The sequence below is a fragment of the Streptomyces canus 299MFChir4.1 genome (genome assembly GCF_000383615.1).
GTDB classification, from domain to species: Bacteria; Actinomycetota; Actinomycetes; order Streptomycetales; family Streptomycetaceae; genus Streptomyces; species Streptomyces canus_C.
In genome coordinates this window covers 37,483-56,518 of sequence record NZ_KB911601.1, presented here as the reverse complement: position 1 = coordinate 56,518, position 19,036 = coordinate 37,483, and the positions used below count along the sequence as shown (strand labels likewise).

Annotated in this window: 16 protein-coding genes; 10 read left to right on the top strand and 6 right to left on the bottom strand. The window is 68.1% G+C overall.

Annotated features, from left to right (window positions below):
- The first annotated feature begins 269 nt into the window (after positions 1 to 269).
- Genes H293_RS53855 through H293_RS0132355 form a run of 7 tightly spaced genes read left to right on the top strand, consistent with a single transcriptional unit; the run spans position 270 to position 8,580 of the window.
- The gene (locus H293_RS53855) at positions 270 to 1,535 is read left to right on the top strand and encodes an ABC transporter substrate-binding protein (protein ID WP_158694466.1); all 1,266 of its coding nucleotides are present in this window, start codon (positions 270 to 272) and stop codon (positions 1,533 to 1,535) included.
- 39 nt (positions 1,536 to 1,574) lie between these two features.
- On the top strand, positions 1,575 to 4,394 hold the full coding sequence (locus tag H293_RS0132380; RefSeq protein ID WP_020121976.1) for a branched-chain amino acid ABC transporter permease/ATP-binding protein: 2,820 nt from the start codon (positions 1,575 to 1,577) through the stop codon (positions 4,392 to 4,394).
- On the top strand, positions 4,391 to 5,131 hold the full coding sequence (locus H293_RS0132375) for an ABC transporter ATP-binding protein (RefSeq protein WP_020121975.1): 741 nt from the start codon (positions 4,391 to 4,393) through the stop codon (positions 5,129 to 5,131). Before H293_RS0132380 ends, H293_RS0132375 begins: the two co-directional genes overlap by 4 nt.
- Before the next feature lie 11 nt (positions 5,132 to 5,142).
- Entirely contained in the window at positions 5,143 to 5,676 is a 534-nt protein-coding gene (locus H293_RS0132370; protein ID WP_020121974.1) for a flavin reductase family protein, read from the top strand.
- Between the two features lie 2 nt (positions 5,677 to 5,678).
- Positions 5,679 to 5,933, top strand: coding sequence for a hypothetical protein (locus H293_RS58565; RefSeq protein WP_158694465.1), 255 nt, complete (start codon positions 5,679 to 5,681; stop codon positions 5,931 to 5,933).
- A gap of 23 nt (positions 5,934 to 5,956) precedes the next feature.
- Positions 5,957 to 7,660, top strand: a complete 1,704-nt coding sequence (locus H293_RS0132360) for a class I adenylate-forming enzyme family protein (protein ID WP_028808389.1) — start codon at positions 5,957 to 5,959, stop codon at positions 7,658 to 7,660.
- Positions 7,657 to 8,580, top strand: a complete 924-nt coding sequence (locus H293_RS0132355) for an enoyl-CoA hydratase-related protein (RefSeq protein ID WP_020121971.1) — start codon at positions 7,657 to 7,659, stop codon at positions 8,578 to 8,580. The genes H293_RS0132360 and H293_RS0132355 overlap by 4 nt, the downstream gene beginning before the upstream one ends.
- Positions 8,581 to 8,587: 7 nt before the next feature.
- On the opposite strand, the gene H293_RS0132350 is transcribed toward H293_RS0132355, so the two are convergent.
- Positions 8,588 to 9,277, bottom strand: a complete 690-nt coding sequence (locus H293_RS0132350) for a GntR family transcriptional regulator (protein ID WP_020121970.1) — start codon at positions 9,275 to 9,277, stop codon at positions 8,588 to 8,590.
- Between the two features lie 96 nt (positions 9,278 to 9,373).
- A complete protein-coding gene (locus H293_RS0132345; RefSeq protein WP_020121969.1) occupies positions 9,374 to 11,704 on the bottom strand; it encodes an ATP-binding protein in 2,331 nt (776 codons plus the stop codon).
- Positions 11,705 to 11,987: 283 nt separating this feature from the next.
- On the opposite strand from H293_RS0132345, the gene H293_RS0132340 reads away from it, so the two are divergent.
- On the top strand, positions 11,988 to 12,479 hold the full coding sequence (locus H293_RS0132340; RefSeq protein WP_158694464.1) for a hypothetical protein: 492 nt from the start codon (positions 11,988 to 11,990) through the stop codon (positions 12,477 to 12,479).
- 24 nt (positions 12,480 to 12,503) lie between these two features.
- On the opposite strand, the gene H293_RS0132335 is transcribed toward H293_RS0132340, so the two are convergent.
- From H293_RS0132335 to H293_RS0132320, 4 genes are read right to left on the bottom strand one after another with little or no spacing between them, the layout of a single operon-like run.
- A complete protein-coding gene (locus H293_RS0132335; RefSeq protein ID WP_158694463.1) occupies positions 12,504 to 13,643 on the bottom strand; it encodes an acyl-CoA dehydrogenase family protein in 1,140 nt (379 codons plus the stop codon).
- A complete protein-coding gene (locus tag H293_RS0132330; RefSeq protein ID WP_028808387.1) occupies positions 13,636 to 14,808 on the bottom strand; it encodes an acyl-CoA dehydrogenase family protein in 1,173 nt (390 codons plus the stop codon). Before H293_RS0132330 ends, H293_RS0132335 begins: the two co-directional genes overlap by 8 nt.
- Complete coding sequence (locus H293_RS50380; RefSeq protein WP_020121965.1) at positions 14,805 to 15,767, bottom strand: NmrA family NAD(P)-binding protein; 963 nt, start codon at positions 15,765 to 15,767, stop codon at positions 14,805 to 14,807. Before H293_RS50380 ends, H293_RS0132330 begins: the two co-directional genes overlap by 4 nt.
- Before the next feature lie 26 nt (positions 15,768 to 15,793).
- Positions 15,794 to 16,594: an SDR family NAD(P)-dependent oxidoreductase gene (locus H293_RS0132320; protein WP_020121964.1), complete on the bottom strand. Its 801-nt coding sequence runs from the start codon at positions 16,592 to 16,594 to the stop codon at positions 15,794 to 15,796.
- A 199-nt stretch (positions 16,595 to 16,793) separates the two neighbouring features.
- Here H293_RS0132320 and H293_RS0132315 point away from each other — a divergent pair, with 199 nt between their 5' ends.
- Both H293_RS0132315 and H293_RS0132310 read left to right on the top strand, forming a co-directional pair.
- Entirely contained in the window at positions 16,794 to 17,999 is a 1,206-nt protein-coding gene (locus H293_RS0132315) for an acyl-CoA dehydrogenase family protein (RefSeq protein ID WP_020121963.1), read from the top strand.
- Entirely contained in the window at positions 17,996 to 19,027 is a 1,032-nt protein-coding gene (locus H293_RS0132310) for a phosphotransferase family protein (protein ID WP_020121962.1), read from the top strand. The genes H293_RS0132315 and H293_RS0132310 overlap by 4 nt, the downstream gene beginning before the upstream one ends.
- The last annotated feature ends 9 nt before the right edge of the window (positions 19,028 to 19,036 follow it).

The window sequence follows — 19,036 nt, the reverse complement described above, 5'->3', positions numbered from 1 at the left end:
GCGGACATACTGCCGGCCCCAGGAGCCAGTTCACGGTCAGCGTCGGTAGCGGTGGGACCTGGCGTGACGAACGGCAGTGGCAGGGACTCGAGCCGGGGGCAGCCCCGGCCATCACGAGCTACACGAAGCGTCTTCATGAATCCTCCGCTCGACTCTATTGCGACGTACGATATCTCATGTATCGTGCCGCTCCACCCGGCGGGTGATGTCAATCGCACGCGCAGCTGGAGCAGGTGGCGGGACCGCCTGCTCAACCGAGAGGTGACACAGTGAGAACATCCAAGCTCGCGGGGGGATTCGCTCTCGCCACCCTGCTCGCTGTGAGTACCGCCTGTGGAAGCACTGACTCCGGCAGCGAGACGGATTCGTCCGCTTCGGCGTCCCAGAAGGCGGCATTGACAGGCGGCACGGCCGCGGACGACTCGAAGACCCCGGTCACGATCGGCTTTCACAATCTTGAGGGCGGTGCCATCTCGCTCGCCGATGTACGTCTCGGCTTCGAGGCCGGCGTGAAGTACATCAACCAGCAGCTGGGCGGCATCGACGGCCATCCGCTCAAGACAATCAACTGCAAGACCGACGGCACGCCCGAGGCGTCGGTCAACTGCGCCAACCAGTTCGTCGAGCAGAAGGCCGTGCTGGCCGTGCAGGGCGCCGATTTCGGCGCTGACGCCATGCTTCCCGTCCTGAAGTCCGCCGGCGTCGCGGAACTGGGCAACTTCCCGCTGACGCCAGGCATGAACTCAGCCGTGGGCGACGCCTACTTCATGCAGGGGTCGGCGCAGGAGGGCTACGCGGCCAACCTCGTCCAGCTGCAGAAGCTCGGTGCCTCCAAAGTCGCCGTCGTCCTGGTGGACAACCCCGCGAGTCACGACACCTACCGCACGGTCATCGAGCCTGCCGCGACCAAGCTGAAGCTCACGACGAAGGTGTTCTACGTTCCGGCCCAGTCCGACTGGACGGTTCAGTCGGCGACGGTCCTCGCCTGGGGACCGGATGCGATCAGCACCTATGTCGCCGCCGAAGGCCTGGCGGCTGTGCCCGCGTTCCGGTCGGCGGGCTTCAGCGGCTACATCACCGCCGGGGCGAACACGGAGATCATCCCGCAGCTCGACCCGAGCGTGCTCCAGAAGGTCCTGTTCAGTGCCCCGTACTACCTCCCCGAATTCGCCAACCCCCCGGCCAAGGTGAAGAAGGACCTCGACGTCTTCGAGGCGTACACCTCGAACATGCCGAAGAAGGGCAGCGTGACCCAGCGCCAGACCGGTTTCTACACCGCGCTCATGGCCGGTCAGCTGCTTCGTGACGTCGGTGCCAAGACCAGCCCGGTGACGGCCCAGGTCGTTCACAGCGGGCTGAGGACGTGGAAGGGCGAACGGGAACCCTTCCGCCTCAACGGATGGGACTGCTCCGCGGCGACGTGGCCCGGCACGACGGCCTGCGGCTTCGGGAACGTCTACGCCACCCCGGGCAAGGACCGTGTCCTGGAGCCGCTGCCTGACCAGCCTGTCGACATGTCCGCGGTCCTGCCGTAACGGGACAGGTCCTTCGAGCGAGAAGGCGAGAGCCACACAGTGAGCGAAATCCTCCTCTTCCTCGTGCTCGGCCTGGGTGTCGGAGCGGTGTATGCCGCTCTGACGCTCGGGGTCGTTCTGACGTACCAGGGCACAGGCATGATCAACTTCGCGGCCGCGGCGATGGCCGCGGTACCCATGTACGTCTACGAGGAGCTGCAGCAAGGAAGACTGACACTGCCGGTGCCATGGCTTCCTTCGTTCGACGTCGGGGATACGCCCACCTGGCTGGCCGTCGCGATCGCGGTGGCGGTTGCCGGACTCCTGGGTGCCTTGACCGAGTTGGCGGTCTCCAGGCCGCTGCGCAAAGCACCTCCCCTGGCGAAGGTGGTCGCCGCCGTCGGGATCCTGCTCACACTGCAGGCCGTCGTAGGGCTCAAGTACGGAACGGTTCCGCTGCTGCGATCGGTAAGCCTCCCACAGGGCGCAGTCGAAATGGCCGGCGTCAACGTCGCCAAGGACCGGCTCTGGCTCGTCGGCATCGCCGTGGTGCTGTCGGTCGGGCTGGCCCTCTGGTTCCGCAAGTCCCGGATGGGTCTGGCCATCCAGGCCTCCGCGGAGAACGAGCGGGCGGCCGGGTTCGCCAGGCTGTCGCCCACGGTCACCGGTCTGGTCACCTGGACGGTCTCCTCCATGTTCACCGCCCTGATCCTGGTGCTGGCCGGACCCGCCACGGGAACCCTTTCCCCCTCGACCATGCCGCTTCTGGTGGTCCCCGCGCTGGCAGGTGCGCTCGTCGCCCGATTGAGCTCGCTCACGGTCGGCCTCGTCGGAGCCTTGACGCTCGGTGTGGTCCAGTCCATTCTCCAGTACCTCAGCCAGACCAAGGACTGGTGGCCGGAGTGGGCCAAGCAGGGGCTCACCAACGTGGTGCCCTTCCTGGTGATCGTGGTGGCCCTCTTCGTGCTGGGCCGCGCGATTCCCACCCGTGGAGACGACGTCCGGTCCTCGCTTCCGGCCGTGCTGGTCCCACGCAACCGTCCTCATATGGTGGCGCTGTGGTCGGCCGTCGGACTTGCCGCCCTCGCCCTGACGTCCGGCACCTACCGGTTCGGTGTCATCACCAGCCTGGCCGTGTCGCTGATCGCCCTCTCCCTGGTGCTGCTGACCGGACTGCTCGGTCAGATCTCTCTCGCACAGGCGGCATTCGCAGGAGTCGCCGGCATCGTCCTGTCCAAGCTCGGTGACTCGGTGCCGTTCCCCTTGTCGCTGTTCATCGCGGCGGCTCTCGCGGCCGTCGCCGGAGTGTTCGTCGGCATCCCGGCGCTGCGCATCCGCGGTGCACAACTCGCCGTGGTGACGCTGGCGGCCGCGCTCACGCTCCAGGACTTCGTGCTTGCCAACCCGAAGATCGTCTCGGCGACGGCGAACCTCATTCCCGACCCGGTCCTCTTCGGGTGGAATCTCTCCGTGCGCGGTGGCCAGGACATCGCGCGGCTGCCCTTCGGTGTCATGGTCCTCGTCATCGTGGTGCTGGCGTCCATCTGCGTCGGAAACCTCATGCGGTCCGGCACCGGCAGGACAATGCTGGCGATCCGATCGAACGAGCGAGCCGCCGCGGCCATCGGCATCAATGTTCCGAGAGTCAAGCTCGCAGCGTTCGCGGCCTCCTCTTTCTTGGCGGGCCTGGGCGGCGGCCTCATCGGCTACAGCCGCGGTCAGCTGTCGGCCGATTCCTTCGGGGTGTTCATCGGTCTGTCGTTTCTCGCGGTGGCGTACCTGTCGGGTATCACCAGCGTCAGCGGCGCCGCCCTCGCCGGGGTGTCGGCGAGCCTCGGCATCGTCTATGTGTTCATGGACCGCAATCTCCACCTCGGCAGCTACTACATGCTGATCACGGGCATTTCGCTCATCCTCACGGTCCTGTTCAATCCGATCGGCATCGCGGGCAAGACCCGGTCGGACTACGAGAAGGCACGGGCCCGTCTGGCGCCTCGCAAGTCCCCGGCGAAGCCCATGGCACAGGCCGTCGAGTCCGACAGCAGTCCGGTCATGGTGGACACCCCCCGGCAGATCGGAGACGTATCGCTCTCCGCTCGGGGGGTCACTGTCAGGTACGGCGGTGTCGAAGCCGTGTCCGACGTGGACATCGAGGTGCGTGCCGGTGAGATCGTCGGTCTCATCGGTCCCAATGGCGCCGGCAAGACGAGCTTCGTCGACGCCCTGACGGGATTCACCCGCAGCTCTGGGGAGGTGGACCTGGCAGGGGACCGCCTCGACCAGCAGCCGGCGCACGAACGCGCGCGACGTGGCCTGGTCAGAACATGGCAGGCCGGTGAACTCTTCGAGGACCTCACAGTCGGCGACAACGTGCGCGTCGCCAATGAGACGGGCAACGAAGCCCTGGGCATGCTCCGCGACACCGTGCGGCCCACCACCCCGGCGTCTGCTCCGGTCGAGCGGGCTCTGGCCCTCATGTCGCTGACCGACGTCGCAGATCGCAAACCTTCCGAATTGCCGCTCGGCAGGCAGAAGGCGGTGGGCATGGCGCGGGCACTGGCCATGGAACCGCAGGTGCTGCTGCTGGACGAGCCGGCCGCCGGATTGGACAGTACCGAGAGCCTCGCCTTCGGCGACCAGCTCCGCCGGATCGCGGCCACCGGTGTCGGCTGCCTGCTCATCGACCACGACATGCACTTGGTGATGAGCGTCTGCGACCGCGTCTACGTCATCGAATTCGGCAAACAGATCGCTGCCGGCACTCCTGAAGCGGTGCGCACCGATCCACTCGTCCTCAAGTCCTACCTGGGCAACCAGTCGTTCGAGACGACAGAAGAGGCAGACGACGCCCCCGTCGGAAAGGAAGAGGTGGGATCATGACCGCGCTCATCGAAACCCAAGATCTCACCTGTGGCTACGGGAAGCTTCCCGTCGTCCGCGACCTCAACCTGACCGTCGCGGCGGGAGAGGTCGTGTGTCTCCTGGGAGCCAACGGCGCCGGCAAGACGACCAGCCTGCTGACCATCGCCGGTGCCCTGCCGAAACTGGGCGGCTCCGTGCACGTCGGCGGAAAACCGGCCCCTGCGGCCGCCCACGTCGTGGCACGCCGCGGACTCGCCCTCGTGCCCGAAGGGCGCGGATTGTTCTACCGGTTGACCGTGGCGGAGAATCTCCGCCTCCGGCGACACCGCCGCTCAGGCGTGTCCATCGATGACGTCCTCGGTCACTTCCCCGTGCTCGTCGGCTTGATGGGGAGGCGCGCCGGACTGCTGTCCGGCGGTGAACAGCAGATGTTGGCTCTGGCAGGCGCCCTGGTCGCCGACCCGCAGGTGATCCTTCTGGACGAGATGAGCCTGGGGCTCGCCCCGATCATCGTCGAGCGACTGCTCCCGATCGTCAGGAGCATCGCCGACGATCGGGGGATGGGAGTGCTCCTGGTCGAGCAGCACATCCTCGCCGCGCTGACGGTCGCCGACCGCGGATACGTGATGGCTCACGGTTCGGTGGTCGCGGAGGGCACAGCCTCCGAGCTCCGGCGGGACGCGGAGCTGCTGGAGGCGAGTTACTTGGGTGAGAAGCCAAGCATCGACGCGGCGATTGCCGAGGGACTGGTATGAGGAGCTCGGAGATGACCCGGGACACGCCCTACATCAACGACACGCATCCGACCCCCGAGGTACTGCGTCGTACGTTCGGCACCTTCCCGAGTGGTGTCGTGGCGCTGTGCGGCACGACACCCGAGGGGGAGACGGTCGGGATGGCCATCAGCGCCTTCATCCCGGTCTCGCTCGACCCGCCGCTGATCGGTGTGGCGACTCAGAACAGCTCGCGCACCTGGGCGGTGCTGCGTGAACTTCCCTCACTCGGTGTCAGCGTGCTCGCCTCCGACCAGCAACTCGAGGCCCGCCAGCTGGCGGCGCGTGAGGGGGACCGCTTCACGAACATCGATCTCGGCAACGTCACGGAAGGCGGCGCGGTTTTCCTGGCCAACTCGGTATCGCGCTTCGACTGCGTCCTCGAGAGTGAGACACCGGCTGGAGACCACACCATGGTGCTGCTCCGGATCCGGGCACTCAGCCTCTCCTACGACGTCCCACCGCTCGTCTTTCACGAGAGCGCCTTCGCCACTCTGAGCCCGCTCGGCGAGGCCGACATCACCTGAACATGCGGATGTTCAGTCCGGCGGAACCGAACAGTGGCCCGATCGGCAGATCCGGGGAAACCTGGTTGTCACTCAACCCGAGAGTGAGGAGCACGCTCATTTCTGAGAGCATCGCCACCCGCAGGGAGCCGATCGCACCGCCAGCATCCCTGGCGCCGGATGCGGTGGACCCGGTCGCTGAACCGCTGTCGGTCGTCGAGAAGTCCGGTGGCCGTCTTGCAGGTGGCATTGTTGCCGCGACCGTGGTCGGCCTGTGACTGGCGCCCGCACAGAAACGCGATTGACACGTGCTGCGATCGAGGCCGCGTTGGTGGCACCCGGTGCTGACTTCGAGACCTCGACAGTGATGGTGCGCGGTCTCCGGACAGCGGTCTACCGGAACGCGCCCTCGACGCTGGCCGAGGTATTCGGACGAGCCGCGTCGTGGGGCGACACCGCGGCCCTCTCCTACGAGGACCGCACGGTGTCGTGGTCGCACTACTCCGACACGGTGAGCCGCATCGCGGGAAGCCTGGTCATCGATCACGGAGTCCGCCCGGGCGACCGCGTTGCCATCGCCATGCGCAACTACCCCGAATGGGCACTCTCGTTCGCGGCCGTGACCAGTCTCGGCGCCGTAGCCGTGCCGCTCAATTCCTGGTGGAACGGGGAAGAGCTGGCCCGCTCGCTGGCCGACTGCGGCGCCTGCCTGCTGTTCGCCGACGGTGAGCGCGCGCGGCTCGTCGGCGAGCAGCGCTCTGGTCTGCCGGCGCTCCGCGCGGTGGTCGAAGCGGAACCGAAGGCGCACTCGGGAGATCTGGCCTGGCACGACATCGTGGCGGGCCCCGCCGCCGACCTCGGCACCCTCGCTGCCGCGATCTCGCCCGACGACGATGCCACCATCATGTACACCTCCGGCACGACCGGACAGCCCAAGGGTGTCGTCGCCACGCATCGTGCCCACACCACCGCACTCATGAACATCCTCTACCAGGGGGCCCTGCACGCAGCGACGAACCGCGCCCGGTCGGAACCGGTCCGGCCCGTGCGCACCCCCGCGCAGGCCCTCGTCGGGGGGCCGCTGTTTCACATCTCCAACCTCCCCAAGCTCTATGTCGCCGCCTGGCGCGGGCATCACCTGGTGTTCATGCGTCGATGGAACGCCGCCAAGGCCGTAGCCCTCATGGACAGTCTTGGCCTCGATGGTTTCGCGGGTGTCCCCACGATGGTGCGGCAGTTGCTTGACGAGGCTGAGGCGAGGGGTACGACCCTGCCGAGTCTTCGCCAGATCGGGACCGGTGGCGCACCCACGCCCGGCAACCAGATCCAGCGGATCGGGCGCCAGTTCCGGCGAGAGGTCCTGGCCAGCACCGGTTACGGCCTCACCGAGACAACGGGTCCCATGGTGGGCATCGCGTCGTCCGACTTCTTCGACCGGCCGGACGCGGTCGGGCGGCCGTTTCCGGTCAGCCAGGTCCGGGTGGTGGCCGCCGACGGGTCCGACGCCGGCCCGGGCGAGGTCGGCGAGGCCTGGATGCGGGGGGCCACTCTGGCCAGGGGCTACTGGAACCGGCCGGACGAATCCTTCTGCGACGCCGAGGGCTGGTTCGCCACCGGGGACCTGGTGACCGTGGACGACGAGGGGTTCCTGAGGATCGTCGACCGGATCAAGGACGTGGTCCTGCGCGGCGGCGAGAACGTCTACTGCGCCGAGGTGGAGGGGCTGCTCGCCACCCACCCGGACGTGGTCGACGCCGGGGTCTTCGGCATCCCGCACGACATCCTCGGTGAAGAGGTGGCGGCGGCGGTGCAGGTACGAGCCGGGTCGGCGATCACGCCGGCAGAGCTCCAGCACCATGTCGCCCGGCGCGCCGCCGCCTACAAGGTTCCCGCCGTCGTGGTCGTCCTGACCAGCCCCTTGCCCCGCAATCCGGCCGGGAAGGTACTCAAGTCCGAGCTCCGGGCCAGGCTCGAAGCGCATGCAGCACGCGAGGAGCAGCCATGACGACACCCTCCGAGGCCGGCGAATCCGCGGCGGAGTATCAGGAGATCCTCTACTCCGTCGAGGACCGGATCGCCACAGTGACCTTGAACCAGCCGGCACGGCGCAACGCGCTCACGTTCCGGCTGCGCCGTGAACTCATTGACGCGCTCAGGAGAGCCGAGAGCGACGATGACGTCACCGTTGTCCTGATACGAGCCAACGGACCATCGTTCTCGGGTGGTTATGCCCTGTCGACCGGACGACGACCCGATCCGGAGAGCGGAGAGGCGGAGGCGAAGTCCTACTGGGACGACGGGACCCGTCCGGAACGGTGGATCGACGCCGAGGAGTTCGACGGCTGGACCGACCAGTGGGCGCGCAGTTGCCTGCGCGACTGGATGAACGTCTGGGACCTGCTGAAGCCGGTGGTCGCCATGGTGCATGGCCATTGCCTTGCCGGAGGGACCGAGCTGATGTCCCTGTGCGACATCGCCTTCGTCGCCGATGACGCCCAGATCGGCTATCCGCCGGTGCGCGGAATGACCTCGCCCGACATCCCGTACTTCCCGTGGAAGATGACCATGGCCCAGGCGAAGTACCTGCAGCTCACGGGGAACAGCGTGACGGGCGCCGAAGCGGCAGCCATGGGATGGGTCGCGAAGTCGTTTCCTCCCGAGGAGCTTGAGGAGCAGACGATGCGTGAGCTGCGCGCGATGAGCCACATCGCGCCGTCACTGCTCGCCGCCAACAAGGAGTCCGTCAACCAGGCCTACGAGATCATGGGCATGCGGACCCACTTCCATCAGGCGTGGGCCATGCACTCGCTCAGCGGAGCGCTGCGGCCCGGTGCCCGGGACTTCTCGCAGCGGCTTCGAGAGGGCGGCCTCAAAGCCGCTCTCGAGTGGCGTGACGGTCCGGCGCGTGGCGAAGGGTTCCTCTGAGCAGCGCTCAGGCGGGCGAGCGCAGCTCAGCGGGGTGGAGCCCGCCCGCGCTGGTCGCCTTCTCTCCGAAGGCTTCGAGCAGCTGTTCCATGATCCGCAGAATGTGCTCGGACAGGCGGTCAGCGGCAGCCGCACTGTCACCGGACTTGATGGCCTGCGCGATTCTGATGTGCTCCCTGCTGTCCGGAGCGAAATCCCGCTCGACGTGCACGTCCCGCTGGCGCAGAACCTGCGTGAGTACGACGGCGTCCTCCACCGCTTTGTGCAGCATCGCGTTGTCTGCGGCCGCAGCGACGGCCTGGTGGAAAGCGGTGTCCGCGTCACGGAAGGCTTCGAAATCATCGGCCACCTCGGCGGAGGCCTGCGCGAGCTCCACCAGCTCGTTCTTCTGCTCCCGGGTGGCGCGGTCCGCGGCGTAGCGTGCGGCCGCCGCCTCAAGGCCCGCACGCATCTCGAAGGCGTCGCGGATGATGCGAGCGGTCGGCACCACGACGCGCAGACCACGCCCCGACGGTGCCACCAGGCCGATCTGGCGCATCTGCAGCAGCGCTTCGCGGACCGGGGTCTTGCTGACTTTCAGGTCCTTGGAAAGCATCGCCTCACTGACCGAGCTGCCCGGCGGTAGGCTCGCATCGATCATTCGCTTGCGGATCGCGGCGAAGACGAGATCGGTCAGGTTGTCAGGTCGCTCGATCATCGAACACACACCCTCCAGACGAGTTCACGTATCGTGTCCGATACAGCATATGTCAGTGCCGCGGATGGGGTTGGTGCCGTGCGCGGTAGCGGGCCGTCAGCCGCGTGGCTCGCGTTGCCGTTCTGCCACCCAGGCGGCGACCTGGGCCCGACTGCTGAAGGCGAGCTTTTCGAGGATGTGAGCGACGTGGGCATCCACGGTACGCGGCGAGATGGCGAGGCGGCCCGCAATCTGCCGATTCCCGAGCCCGTCGGCGATTTGCTGCGCCACCTGCCACTCACGGTTGGTCAGGGGGCGGAACACCTCGGTGCGGTCGTCGTTCGCGCTGCCGCGCTCTTGCATGCCCGTGGCGTAGGCCAGTGCCTGAGCTGACGACAGCTCCGCGCCCGACGCCATCAATGAGGCCAGCACGCGATCAGGGAACTTGGCGCCCAGCTTTTCGAGCGAGGCGTCGCGGAACTTGCTCAGAGCGCTGACGGTTTCGATGGAGGCGCCGCTGCGCCGCCACGCGGTCTCGGCGCATCCGGCCAGGGTGGCCGCACGCTGAGGATCGTGGGTGACGCTGAACCAGGCCAGCGCGTCCAGGCACATCGCCTGTCCGATCAGCTCCTCGTCGTGCACCTTGAGCTGCAGGGCTTCGAGCACCATGGCTTCGGCTGCCGCCGGCTCGCCCGCGTCCCAGACGACCATGCCGAGGTTCATCAGGGCACTTGAATGCAACGTGCTTTCCACGTGCTGCCCGGTGAGCTGCAGGCATTCCTGGAGGAGCGCTTTTGCCGACGCGAGATCCCCGCACAGCCACTGTGTGAGGCCGTAGCCAAGGAGGACGTGTGCCTTTCCGACGTCGTCGTCGGTGGACGCGAACAGGCGGAGCGCCTGGTCGAGTGGCGCCTGCGCCCCGTGCGGATCGCTTTCGGCGAGCTGGGACATTCCCTCGACGAACCGTAGGTATGCCAGATCGCCGGGGGCAGGCTCGGGCCCGAGCTCAATCAGTGCGTCGGAAATGAGTTGGGGCACGAGGTCGGCGTCCCCCAAGTAGAAGGAGAAGTACGCGAGCCAGCGCATGGCGGTGGCTCGACCTGGGGTGCCCGGCTCGGACTCCTCGACGCCGCGCCGTAGCCAGTGGCGCCCCTCTGATATCAGGCCGGCCGTCACCCAGTAAAGATTGAGGTCGGAGGCGATGCTCATCGCCTGAGCCGGGTCCCGGGCGTCCAGGGCGAAGCCCAGCGCGGATGCGACGTTCTGGTGTTCGGTGCGCAGGCGAGATGACCACTCCTGCTGGCCGGGCCCGAACCAGCCTTCGCGGTATCGCCTCGCAAGTCTCGTGCACCACACAACCAGCCGCTTCTGGACGGAGCGGCTTTCGCCCGACTCGACGAGCCGTTCGTGACCGAACTCGCGCAGGGTGCCGAGCATCCGGTACCGCGCCTCGGGGCCGGCATCCTCCTCTCGCGTCAGGATGGATTTCTCGACGAGTTCTGTCAGCAGGTCGACGACGTCGTCCGCGGCCAAGCCGTCGCCGGTGCAGACAGACTCGACGGCGGACACGACGAAGCTGCTCGGAAACACCGACAGGCGCGCCCACATGAGCTGCTCAAGCTCAGAGCAGAGGTCATAACTCCACGTGATGGAGGCGAGCAGGGTCTGGTGACGTGCGGAGGCGCTGCGATCGCCGGTCGTCAGCAGCCGCAGCCGGGAGCTGAGGCGTGCGTTGATCTGTTCGACGGGGAGGGCGCGTACGCGGTCGGCGGCCAGTTCGATCGCCAAGGGGATTCCGTCGAGTCGGCGACAGATTTGAGCGACGTGCGGCGCGTTTCTCTCGGTCATGACAAAGCCTGGTGCTCGGGCCTGCGCCCGGTCGAGGAACAACCGTACGCCGTCGTACTGCGCCAGGTCGGCGGCTCGGGAATCCACGTTCCAGGTGGGGACAGGGAGTGGTGGAACGGCATAGGTGTATTCACCCCCGATCTTCATGGCCTCGCGACTCGTGGTGAGGACATGCACCTCGGGAGCGCGTGTCAGGATCCGGTTGATCAGCAGGGCACAGGCCACAATGACATGCTCACAGTTGTCCAGGACCAGCAGCAGATGCTTGTCTGCGAGCCTCTCGGCCAGGTTCTCGGCGCTCCAGCCGGAGGGTTCGTCGCGAAACCGCAGAGCCAGGGCGACAGCGTGCGGCACGAGTTCGGCGCTGCGGACCTCGGCCAGCTCGACCAGCACCACTCCGTCAGGAAATGCGCGGCGTGCCTGATCGGCGATACGCATCGCGAGTCGGGTCTTGCCCACCCCGCCGGGACCCGTCAGGGTCACCAGCCGCGATGTGGACAGCAGTTTCCGGGCTTCGCCCAGCTCATGTCGGCGACCCACGAAGGTAGTGACCTCGGCGGGCAACGAGTCACCGTCGGTGCGGTGGGCGGATCGACCCATCAGCCGATCGTAGCGGGGGAGACCATAGGTAGGCATGTAGGTAGATCAAGGGATTGCTGGAGCATCGGGACCGGTGACCCTGACCTGGATCGGGTGTGACGCCCGCCACGACGTCAGGGGATTCCACATGACAGGGATGAGCTATCAGCCGCCGCACCTGACCATCGGGGCGCCCAGGAGGAGGCTTGCGACGGGAGCGGATCGCTGCTATGTCCGGCTGGCGGTCATGGGTGACGGCGCGACCCTGCGGTCGAGGGGGCCCATGGGCAGGGGATGGCCTCAGATGCTGGCGCGCGTGATCGGTGCGGCTCACGATCTCTCCTGGTGCGACGCGAGAAGCGCAGGAGCCACGACGTACGACGTGCGACGGGTCCAGCTGCGCGCCGCCGTCGCCCAGCGGCCGCACCTGGTGTGCCTGGCTGCGGGGCTGGCCGACGTGCGTGATCCGCAGTGGGATCTCGCCGCGACGAGGGCGCACCTGCTGCACTGCGCCCGGGTGCTCTCGCACCGGGGCGCTGTCCTGCTCACGACCCGACAGGGCGCCGGACGGCGGGGGCAGGCGGGCAGCTGGCGCTCCGCGAGCCGTCGCCTCCGGATCCGCCAGCTCGACGGCCTGTACGACGAGCTCCATGAGCGGTTCGGGACGATTCACCTCGACCCGGGCGACACGGGAGGCGCACGACCCAGCGCCGCCGAGCTGACCGGCAGGTTTGTCCACGAGCTCACCCGTCATGGCCTCGAACTCCCGGCTGTTTCGCTCGCACGGCACTCGTAGGTGGCGCGTGCGTCCTCACCCGGCTCACAGCCCCAGCGCTCCCGCCAGGCGCTGCGCGTGGTGGGCCGGTGTGCCCAGGAGAACACGGTCAGCCGTCGCGCGCTTGAAGTAGAGGTGAGCGCTGTGTTCCCAGGTGAAGCCGATACCTCCGTGCAGTTGGATCGCCGCTGCCGCGACGTCGTAGTAGGCCTCTGAGCAGACAATGTTCGCGACACTTACCGCGGTGCCCACGTCCGACGCATTCTCGTCCACCGCGCGCACCGCGTCGTCGAGAGCGGCTCGGGCGAGCTCGGTGCTGATGAGCATGTTCGCGAGGGCATGCTTCACGGCCTGGAACGAACCGATCGGACGCCCGAACTGGTACCGGGTCCGGGCGTAATCGGCGGTGACCTCGAGCATCCGCCGCGCGCCCCCCATCTGATCGGCGGCCAGGCCGACGGAGCCGACCGCCCCTGCGTCCGCGAGGAGCTGCCGAGCCGAACCCGGCGCGCCGATTCTCAGGGCGGACGCCGAGGTGAGATCGACGTGCGCGAACCGTCGCGTCTGGTCCATGGAGAGGGTCGGCCGGACCTCGACCGCTGGACTGTTCGTGTCCACTCTGAACACCGAGATCATGCCGTCGTGGCGGGCCGGGACCAGAATGACGTCGGCGACCTGGCCGTCGAGGACGTGGTCGATGGTCCCGGTCAGTGTCCACGTGCCCGCGTCCGCGACGGCGGTCACGGTGGTGGCGTCGGCATCCCAGCCCGCGCCGTGCTGAGGCAGTGCGAGTGTGCAGACAAGAGAGCCGTCGGCTATCCCGGGGAGCAGGGCCCGCATCGCCGCAGTGTCCCGCGACCGGGCTATGAGCGTCGCGCTCAGCAGCACCGTGGACAGGAACGGCCCGGGGAACAGCGAGTAGCCGAGCTCCTCGCCGGCGACCGCCAGCTCGCGCATCCCGCATCCAGCGCCGCCGTACTCCTCTGCCACGGCCAACCCCTGGACCCCGATCTCTGTGGCCAGGCGCGTCCATGCCGAACGGTCGAATCCCTCGGGTGAATCGAGATGTTCGCGTACGACGGACTCGGGCGCCGTGCTCGCCAGCATCCGATGCAAGGTCGAGCGGAGGTCGCGCAGCTCGTCCGGCTCGTCCACGCCGGCCGCGGTCGGCGGCGAGCTAGCCACGCCGGAGCGAGGAGTAGGGAAGGTCTTTGTCGACCCTCGGCTCGGCAGGCAGGCCAAGCACTCGCTCGGCGAGGATGTTGCGCATGATCTCTGTCGTCCCACCTTCGATGGAGTTGGCCCGGGAGCGCAGGAAGAGCCGGCGCGGGTCCCGGGAGGCAGCCGTGCCGGAGTGCGCCGTGAGCTCGTCGGGTTCATAGGTGTCGTAGAGCAGCGCCTCGTCGCCGAGCAGGTCGAGGCAGAGTTCGTAGCCGTCCTTGTTCAGTTCGGCGAAACCGACCTTGCTCACGGAACTCTGCGGACCAGGCGTCCCGGTCGACCGTCTGGCGGCGCGAGCGGCGTACAGACGGAGGACGTGTCCGCGCAGCCACAGCCGCACCATCCTGGTTCGGAGGTCAGGATCACCGCCGGCTCTCTCGCGGTACAGGGCGAGCGCGAGCTCGACGGGACCGCTCTCGGTCGCCTTCGTGCCGAACATGTCACGTTCGTTCATCAAGGTCGACATCGCGACTTTCCAGCCCGCGTTCACCGGGCCAAGGCGGTCGGTGTCGGGGATGAAGACGTCGGTCAGGTACACCTCGCTGAACTCCGCTTCGCCAGTGATCTGGCGCAAGGGCCGGATCTCGACCCCCGGAGTCGCCAGATCGAGCAGGAAGTAGGTGAGTCCTCGGTGCTTGGGCTGAGCAGGATCGGTGCGCGCGAGCAACATGCCCCGCTGAGACGAGGCGGCCATGGATGTCCATACCTTCTGTCCGGTCACCCGCCAACCGCCCTGCTCGCGAACGGCCCGTGTGTCGATCGCGGCGAGGTCCGAGCCGGCACCCGGCTCGGAGAACAGCTGACACCAGCGTTCCCCCGTCGCGATGGCCCGCAGATAACGTTCCTGCTGCTCGCCGCTGCCCCACTCGAGTACGCTCGGCGCGCCCATCGAGTAGGCCAGCCTGCTCTCGACCTGGAGGTTCGGCGCACCGGCGGCTGTAAGCAGTTCGAACACCCTGCGCTGGGCATCCCGTTCTCCGCCGAGCCCCCCGCGCCCGGCGGGGTGGTGCACCCAGGTCAACCCCGCGTCGTACTGGGCGGCGAGAAACGCCGTCCGGCCCGTCGTCTGTGGCGGATGCTGCTCCAACAAGCGATGAGTCAGCCGCTCGACCTGATCTGCGGCGCTCATCGGCTCGCGGCGAGGGCCAGCGCCCACGCCTCGAGGCTCAGCGGCTCGCCCCCGAAGGACCTGAACTGCTCCGGCGTGGCGGGCTGGCCCACGTCGCGGTTCCACTCACTCGCCTGCACGATCGGTGCGACCATTCCCTTGGCCAGAGCCTGCTCGGCCGTCATCGGCAGCTCGGGCGGGAGGATCTGCTCACCCCAGGCGCGCGACAGCACTTCCGCGATCTCGATGAAGGTGAGCACGTCGCCTGCCAGTTGCAGCTCGACACCATGGAACCGCTCGGGGTCCATGATGGCGGCGGCCGCCGCGCGGCCGATGTCCTCGACCGCGATGAGCGCGTAGGTCGTCTCCGGATCGACGGCGGCCATCAGACGGTTGCTCGTACGGCCCTCGAAGTAGACCGAGGGGCGTAGGAACATCTCCATGAACGTAGCGGGGTAGAGGATGGTCCAGACGGGAAAACCGGCCTTGCGGACAAGGTCGTTGACCTCCTCCTTGCTGACCCAGTAGTCACTGATCGGCGGCACCAGATCGCTGTACGACTGCTGCCAGCGCCCCTGCTCCCACCCGGGCGCCGTCAGATGGTGACCGGCGCCGGACGCCGATGTCTGCACGAAGTGCCGCACCCCGGCCGCTGCCGCCACCGAGATGAGGTTGCGCGCATGGGTCCGCTCGGCATCAGCCTCTGGGCGCGCCATGTCCGGACTGAGTACCGAGAAAACCGCCCGGACCCCGGTGCACGGCTGAATCAGCGAGTCCGCATCGTAGAGGTCACCCACCGCCACACTCGCCCCGAGGTCCACGAGTGCTTTGGCGCGCGCGGAGTCGGGGTCGCGCACCAGCGCACGGACCGGGACCCCGGCGGCCAGGAGTGCTCGCGCAGCCGCTCCGCCCTGTTTTCCGGTCGCCCCGACCACCAGGACCGGGCCTTCGGCGGCCGGACCGGTTCGTTGCTCGCTCATCTGTTCCTCCATGAATGACACTCTCTTCAGGACACCGTGTAGCCGCCGTCGACGACCAAGGTGTCGCCCGTGTGGTAGGCGGAGGCATCGGACGCGAGGTAGACAGCGAGGCCGGCGAAGTCCTCGCTCGTACCCCAGCGGCGGATCGGCACCCGCTTGAGGATCGCTTCCTGCACGTGCGGACGGTCGAAACTGCCCGCGGTCATCTCGGTACGGATCCAGCCGGGGATGATCGTGTTGGCGCGGATCCCATAGCGTCCGAACTCGACCGCGAGCCCCCGGGTGACCGAGGCGAGCGCGCCCTTCGCCGCGGCGTACGACTGCAGAGTGGGCGCACCGCGGATCGCGGAGACACTGGAGATGGTGACCAAAGACCCCCCGGGGTCTCCTGCCTCGGCCCGCGAGACCATATGGCGCGCCGCCTCTCGCAACGTCCACAGCGCGCCATCGAGGTCGGTGGCCAGGACACGGTGCAACTCGGAAGCGTCGAGATCCAGGAACTTGGTGCGTCCACCGACGCCGGCGTTCGCGAATACCGCGTCGATCCGACCGAGGCGCCGGACGGTGTCCTCGGCGGCCGAGGCCACGGCGTCGGCGTCGCTGACGTCGACCATCGCCGCGTGCACCGGGACGCCGCACCGCGCCAGGTTTTCCGCGGCCGTTTCGAGCTTCGTACCGTCTCGACCCCAGATGGCGACGGCGGCACCGGCGCGAGCCAGCCCCTCGGCCATGCCGAGACCGATGCCACCGTTCCCTCCCGTGACCAGCGCCACCTTGCCGGTCAGGTCGAACGGGGCAGACGCCGCTCCGTCTCCGCTCTCAGTCATAGCGTCGAGGTTCGCCGGTTCTGCGGATGTCGTCGAGCGAGGTGTTCAGCGGAGCGGACCGATGATCGCGCCAGCCGGGCTGAGGTGCGGCTACCTTCCCTTCCATGCCCCTGACCGTGCGCGATCACATCGAGGGTGTCCCGGCCGAGTCCGGACAAGCGGCGCGAGGCCGTCCTGAGCAGAGTGAAGGAGTGCGGTGATGACCCCACCGACGGTGCCTGAACAAGCCGAGGCTGCGCCGCCGGCAAGCCTGGTCACCGGTGTCGAGGAGTTCATCGCCGAACACGTCCTGCCCGTGGACGACGAGCACGACGGCGACATCGAGGCAGCCGGCGGCGAGTCGTTGCGTATCCGCCTTCAGGCCGGTGCCCGTGAACGCGGGCTGTTGTCCCCGCACGGCCCTGAAGACCTCGGCGGACTCGGCCTCGGCATGGTCGACCGTGCACCCGTGTTCGAAGCCGCAGGCCGCTCGCTGTTCGGAGCGATGGCGTTGAACATCAACGCCCCCGACGAGGGCAACATCCATCTCCTCGACCACGTGGCGACAGCGGAGCAGCGCGAGCGATACCTCCGTCCTCTCGTGCGAGGTGAGGTGCGGAGCGCGTTCGCAATGACCGAGCCGGCGCCTGGCGCCGGCTCCGATCCGTCGTTGCTCACCACGACCGCCACGCGCGTCGCGGGGGGCTGGTTGGTCAATGGACGCAAGTGGTTCATCACCGGCGCGGACGGAGCCGGGTTCTTCATCATCATGGCCCGCACCAGCGGAGAGCCGGGGGATCCGGGCGGCGCCACGATGCTGCTCGCTCCGGCGGATCGCGCCGGAATCAAGGTCGCGCGGCATATCGGGACCATGGACCGTTCTATGCTCGGCGGTCATTGCGAAGTCACGTTCACCGACGTCGTCGTGCCGGACACCGACGTTCTGGGCGCGGTCGACGAAGGGTTCCGCTATGCGCAAGTGCGGCTCGGGCCCGCGCGGATGACGCACGTCATGAGGTGGACCGGCGCCGCCCAGCGAGCCCACGAGGTCGCCATCGAGCACGTCGCGGCAAGGCGTGCCTTCTCCGGGCGGCTCGCCGACCTCGGGATGGTCCAGCAACTGATCGCGGACAGCGAGATCGACCTGGCCGCCACGCGCGCCCTCCTCCTGGAAGCGTGCCGGGAACTGGACGAAGGCGGGCACGCGTCCGCGAGCACCTCGATCGCGAAGACGTTCGCGTCCGAGGCCCTGAACCGGGTCGTCGACCGTGCCGTCCAGATGTGCGGTGCTCTGGGCGTCTCCGACGAACTACCGGTTGCCAAGATCGCCCGTGAGCTGCGCCCCTTCCGCATCTACGACGGGCCGTCCGAGGTGCACCGATGGGCGATCGCACGCCGTGCCATCCGACGGAGTGCAGGCTCATGAGCGTTACCCCGGCGGCTCTCACCGCATGGCAGCTCGAAGGAGTGGCTGCGGCCCTCACGTCGGCCGGCCACCAGCCGGTCGGCCGACTGGACGCATCGGTCATCACCGGTGGCCGGTCCAACGTGACCTACCGGATCACCGACGGCGTGCACCACTGGGTGCTGCGCACACCGCCGCGAGCAGGCCGAACTCCCTCAGCTCACGACATCGCGCGGGAACACCGGGTGGCGACAGCGCTTCGCGGCTCGCGCGTCCCGGTGGCCGAGGCGGTGCTCCTCCACCCCGACGAGCAACTCCTCGGCGGGCCCTTCGCCATCAGCACGTTCGTCGACGGCCGGGTGCTTCGGACCAGGGAGGACCTGGCCGAACTCAGTGACTGGGAGGTCGATCAGGTCGTGGCGAGCATGCTCGGTGCGCTGATCGCCCTGCACCGGTTTGACTATGTCTCGGCCGGGCTGGCGGACTTCGGGCGCCCTGAGGGTTATGCGGCCCGTCAGTTGAGGCGCTGGGCCAAGCAATGGAGCCTGACCGGGAACCCGCGGCTCCAGCCGCTCGCCGACGAGGTCATCCGCAATCTCAGCCGCAGGGTGCCGGGCCAGCCGACCAGCGCCGTCGTGCACGGCGACTACCGCATCGACAACACGATCCTCGACAATGCCGAAGTGGCAGCGGTGGTCGACTGGGAGCTCTCGACCATCGGGGATCCGGTGGCCGACATGGCCATGATGTGCGCCTACCGGGACCCGGCCTTCGACCTCATCATGGGCGTCCCCAGCGCCTGGACCAGCGACCGACTTCCGTCCCCCGAGTGCCTGGCCGCGATGTACGTCGAGGCCGGTGGCCGTGAACTCGCGCACTGGGACTTCCACCTGGCCCTGGCCAACTTCAAGATCGCCGCGATCGCAGCAGGAATCGACCATCGCAGACGGTCCGGCGCCGACAGCGGCCCCGGCTTCGACACGGCTGGTGATGCCGTGCCCCGATACCTGGAGCTCGCCCGCGAGGCCCTGCCGAGAGCCGCCCGCTGACCGCCGTGA

Bases quoted from the DNA above. Each gene is read 5' to 3' on its own strand.
- H293_RS0132315 (WP_020121963.1), top strand. From the start codon at position 16,794: ATGACCCCACCGACGGTGCCTGAACAAGCCGAGGCTGCGCCGCCGGCA.
- H293_RS58565 (WP_158694465.1), top strand. From the start codon at position 5,679: ATGCGGATGTTCAGTCCGGCGGAACCGAACAGTGGCCCGATCGGCAGA.
- H293_RS0132375 (WP_020121975.1), top strand. From the start codon at position 4,391: ATGACCGCGCTCATCGAAACCCAAGATCTCACCTGTGGCTACGGGAAG.
- H293_RS0132310 (WP_020121962.1), top strand. From the start codon at position 17,996: ATGAGCGTTACCCCGGCGGCTCTCACCGCATGGCAGCTCGAAGGAGTG.
- H293_RS0132340 (WP_158694464.1), top strand. From the start codon at position 11,988: ATGCTGGCGCGCGTGATCGGTGCGGCTCACGATCTCTCCTGGTGCGAC.
- H293_RS0132355 (WP_020121971.1), top strand. From the start codon at position 7,657: ATGACGACACCCTCCGAGGCCGGCGAATCCGCGGCGGAGTATCAGGAG.
- H293_RS0132350 (WP_020121970.1), bottom strand. From the start codon at position 9,277: ATGATCGAGCGACCTGACAACCTGACCGATCTCGTCTTCGCCGCGATC.
- H293_RS0132370 (WP_020121974.1), top strand. From the start codon at position 5,143: ATGACCCGGGACACGCCCTACATCAACGACACGCATCCGACCCCCGAG.
- H293_RS0132330 (WP_028808387.1), bottom strand. From the start codon at position 14,808: ATGAGCGCCGCAGATCAGGTCGAGCGGCTGACTCATCGCTTGTTGGAG.
- H293_RS0132345 (WP_020121969.1), bottom strand. From the start codon at position 11,704: ATGGGTCGATCCGCCCACCGCACCGACGGTGACTCGTTGCCCGCCGAG.
- H293_RS0132320 (WP_020121964.1), bottom strand. From the start codon at position 16,594: ATGACTGAGAGCGGAGACGGAGCGGCGTCTGCCCCGTTCGACCTGACC.
- H293_RS50380 (WP_020121965.1), bottom strand. From the start codon at position 15,767: ATGAGCGAGCAACGAACCGGTCCGGCCGCCGAAGGCCCGGTCCTGGTG.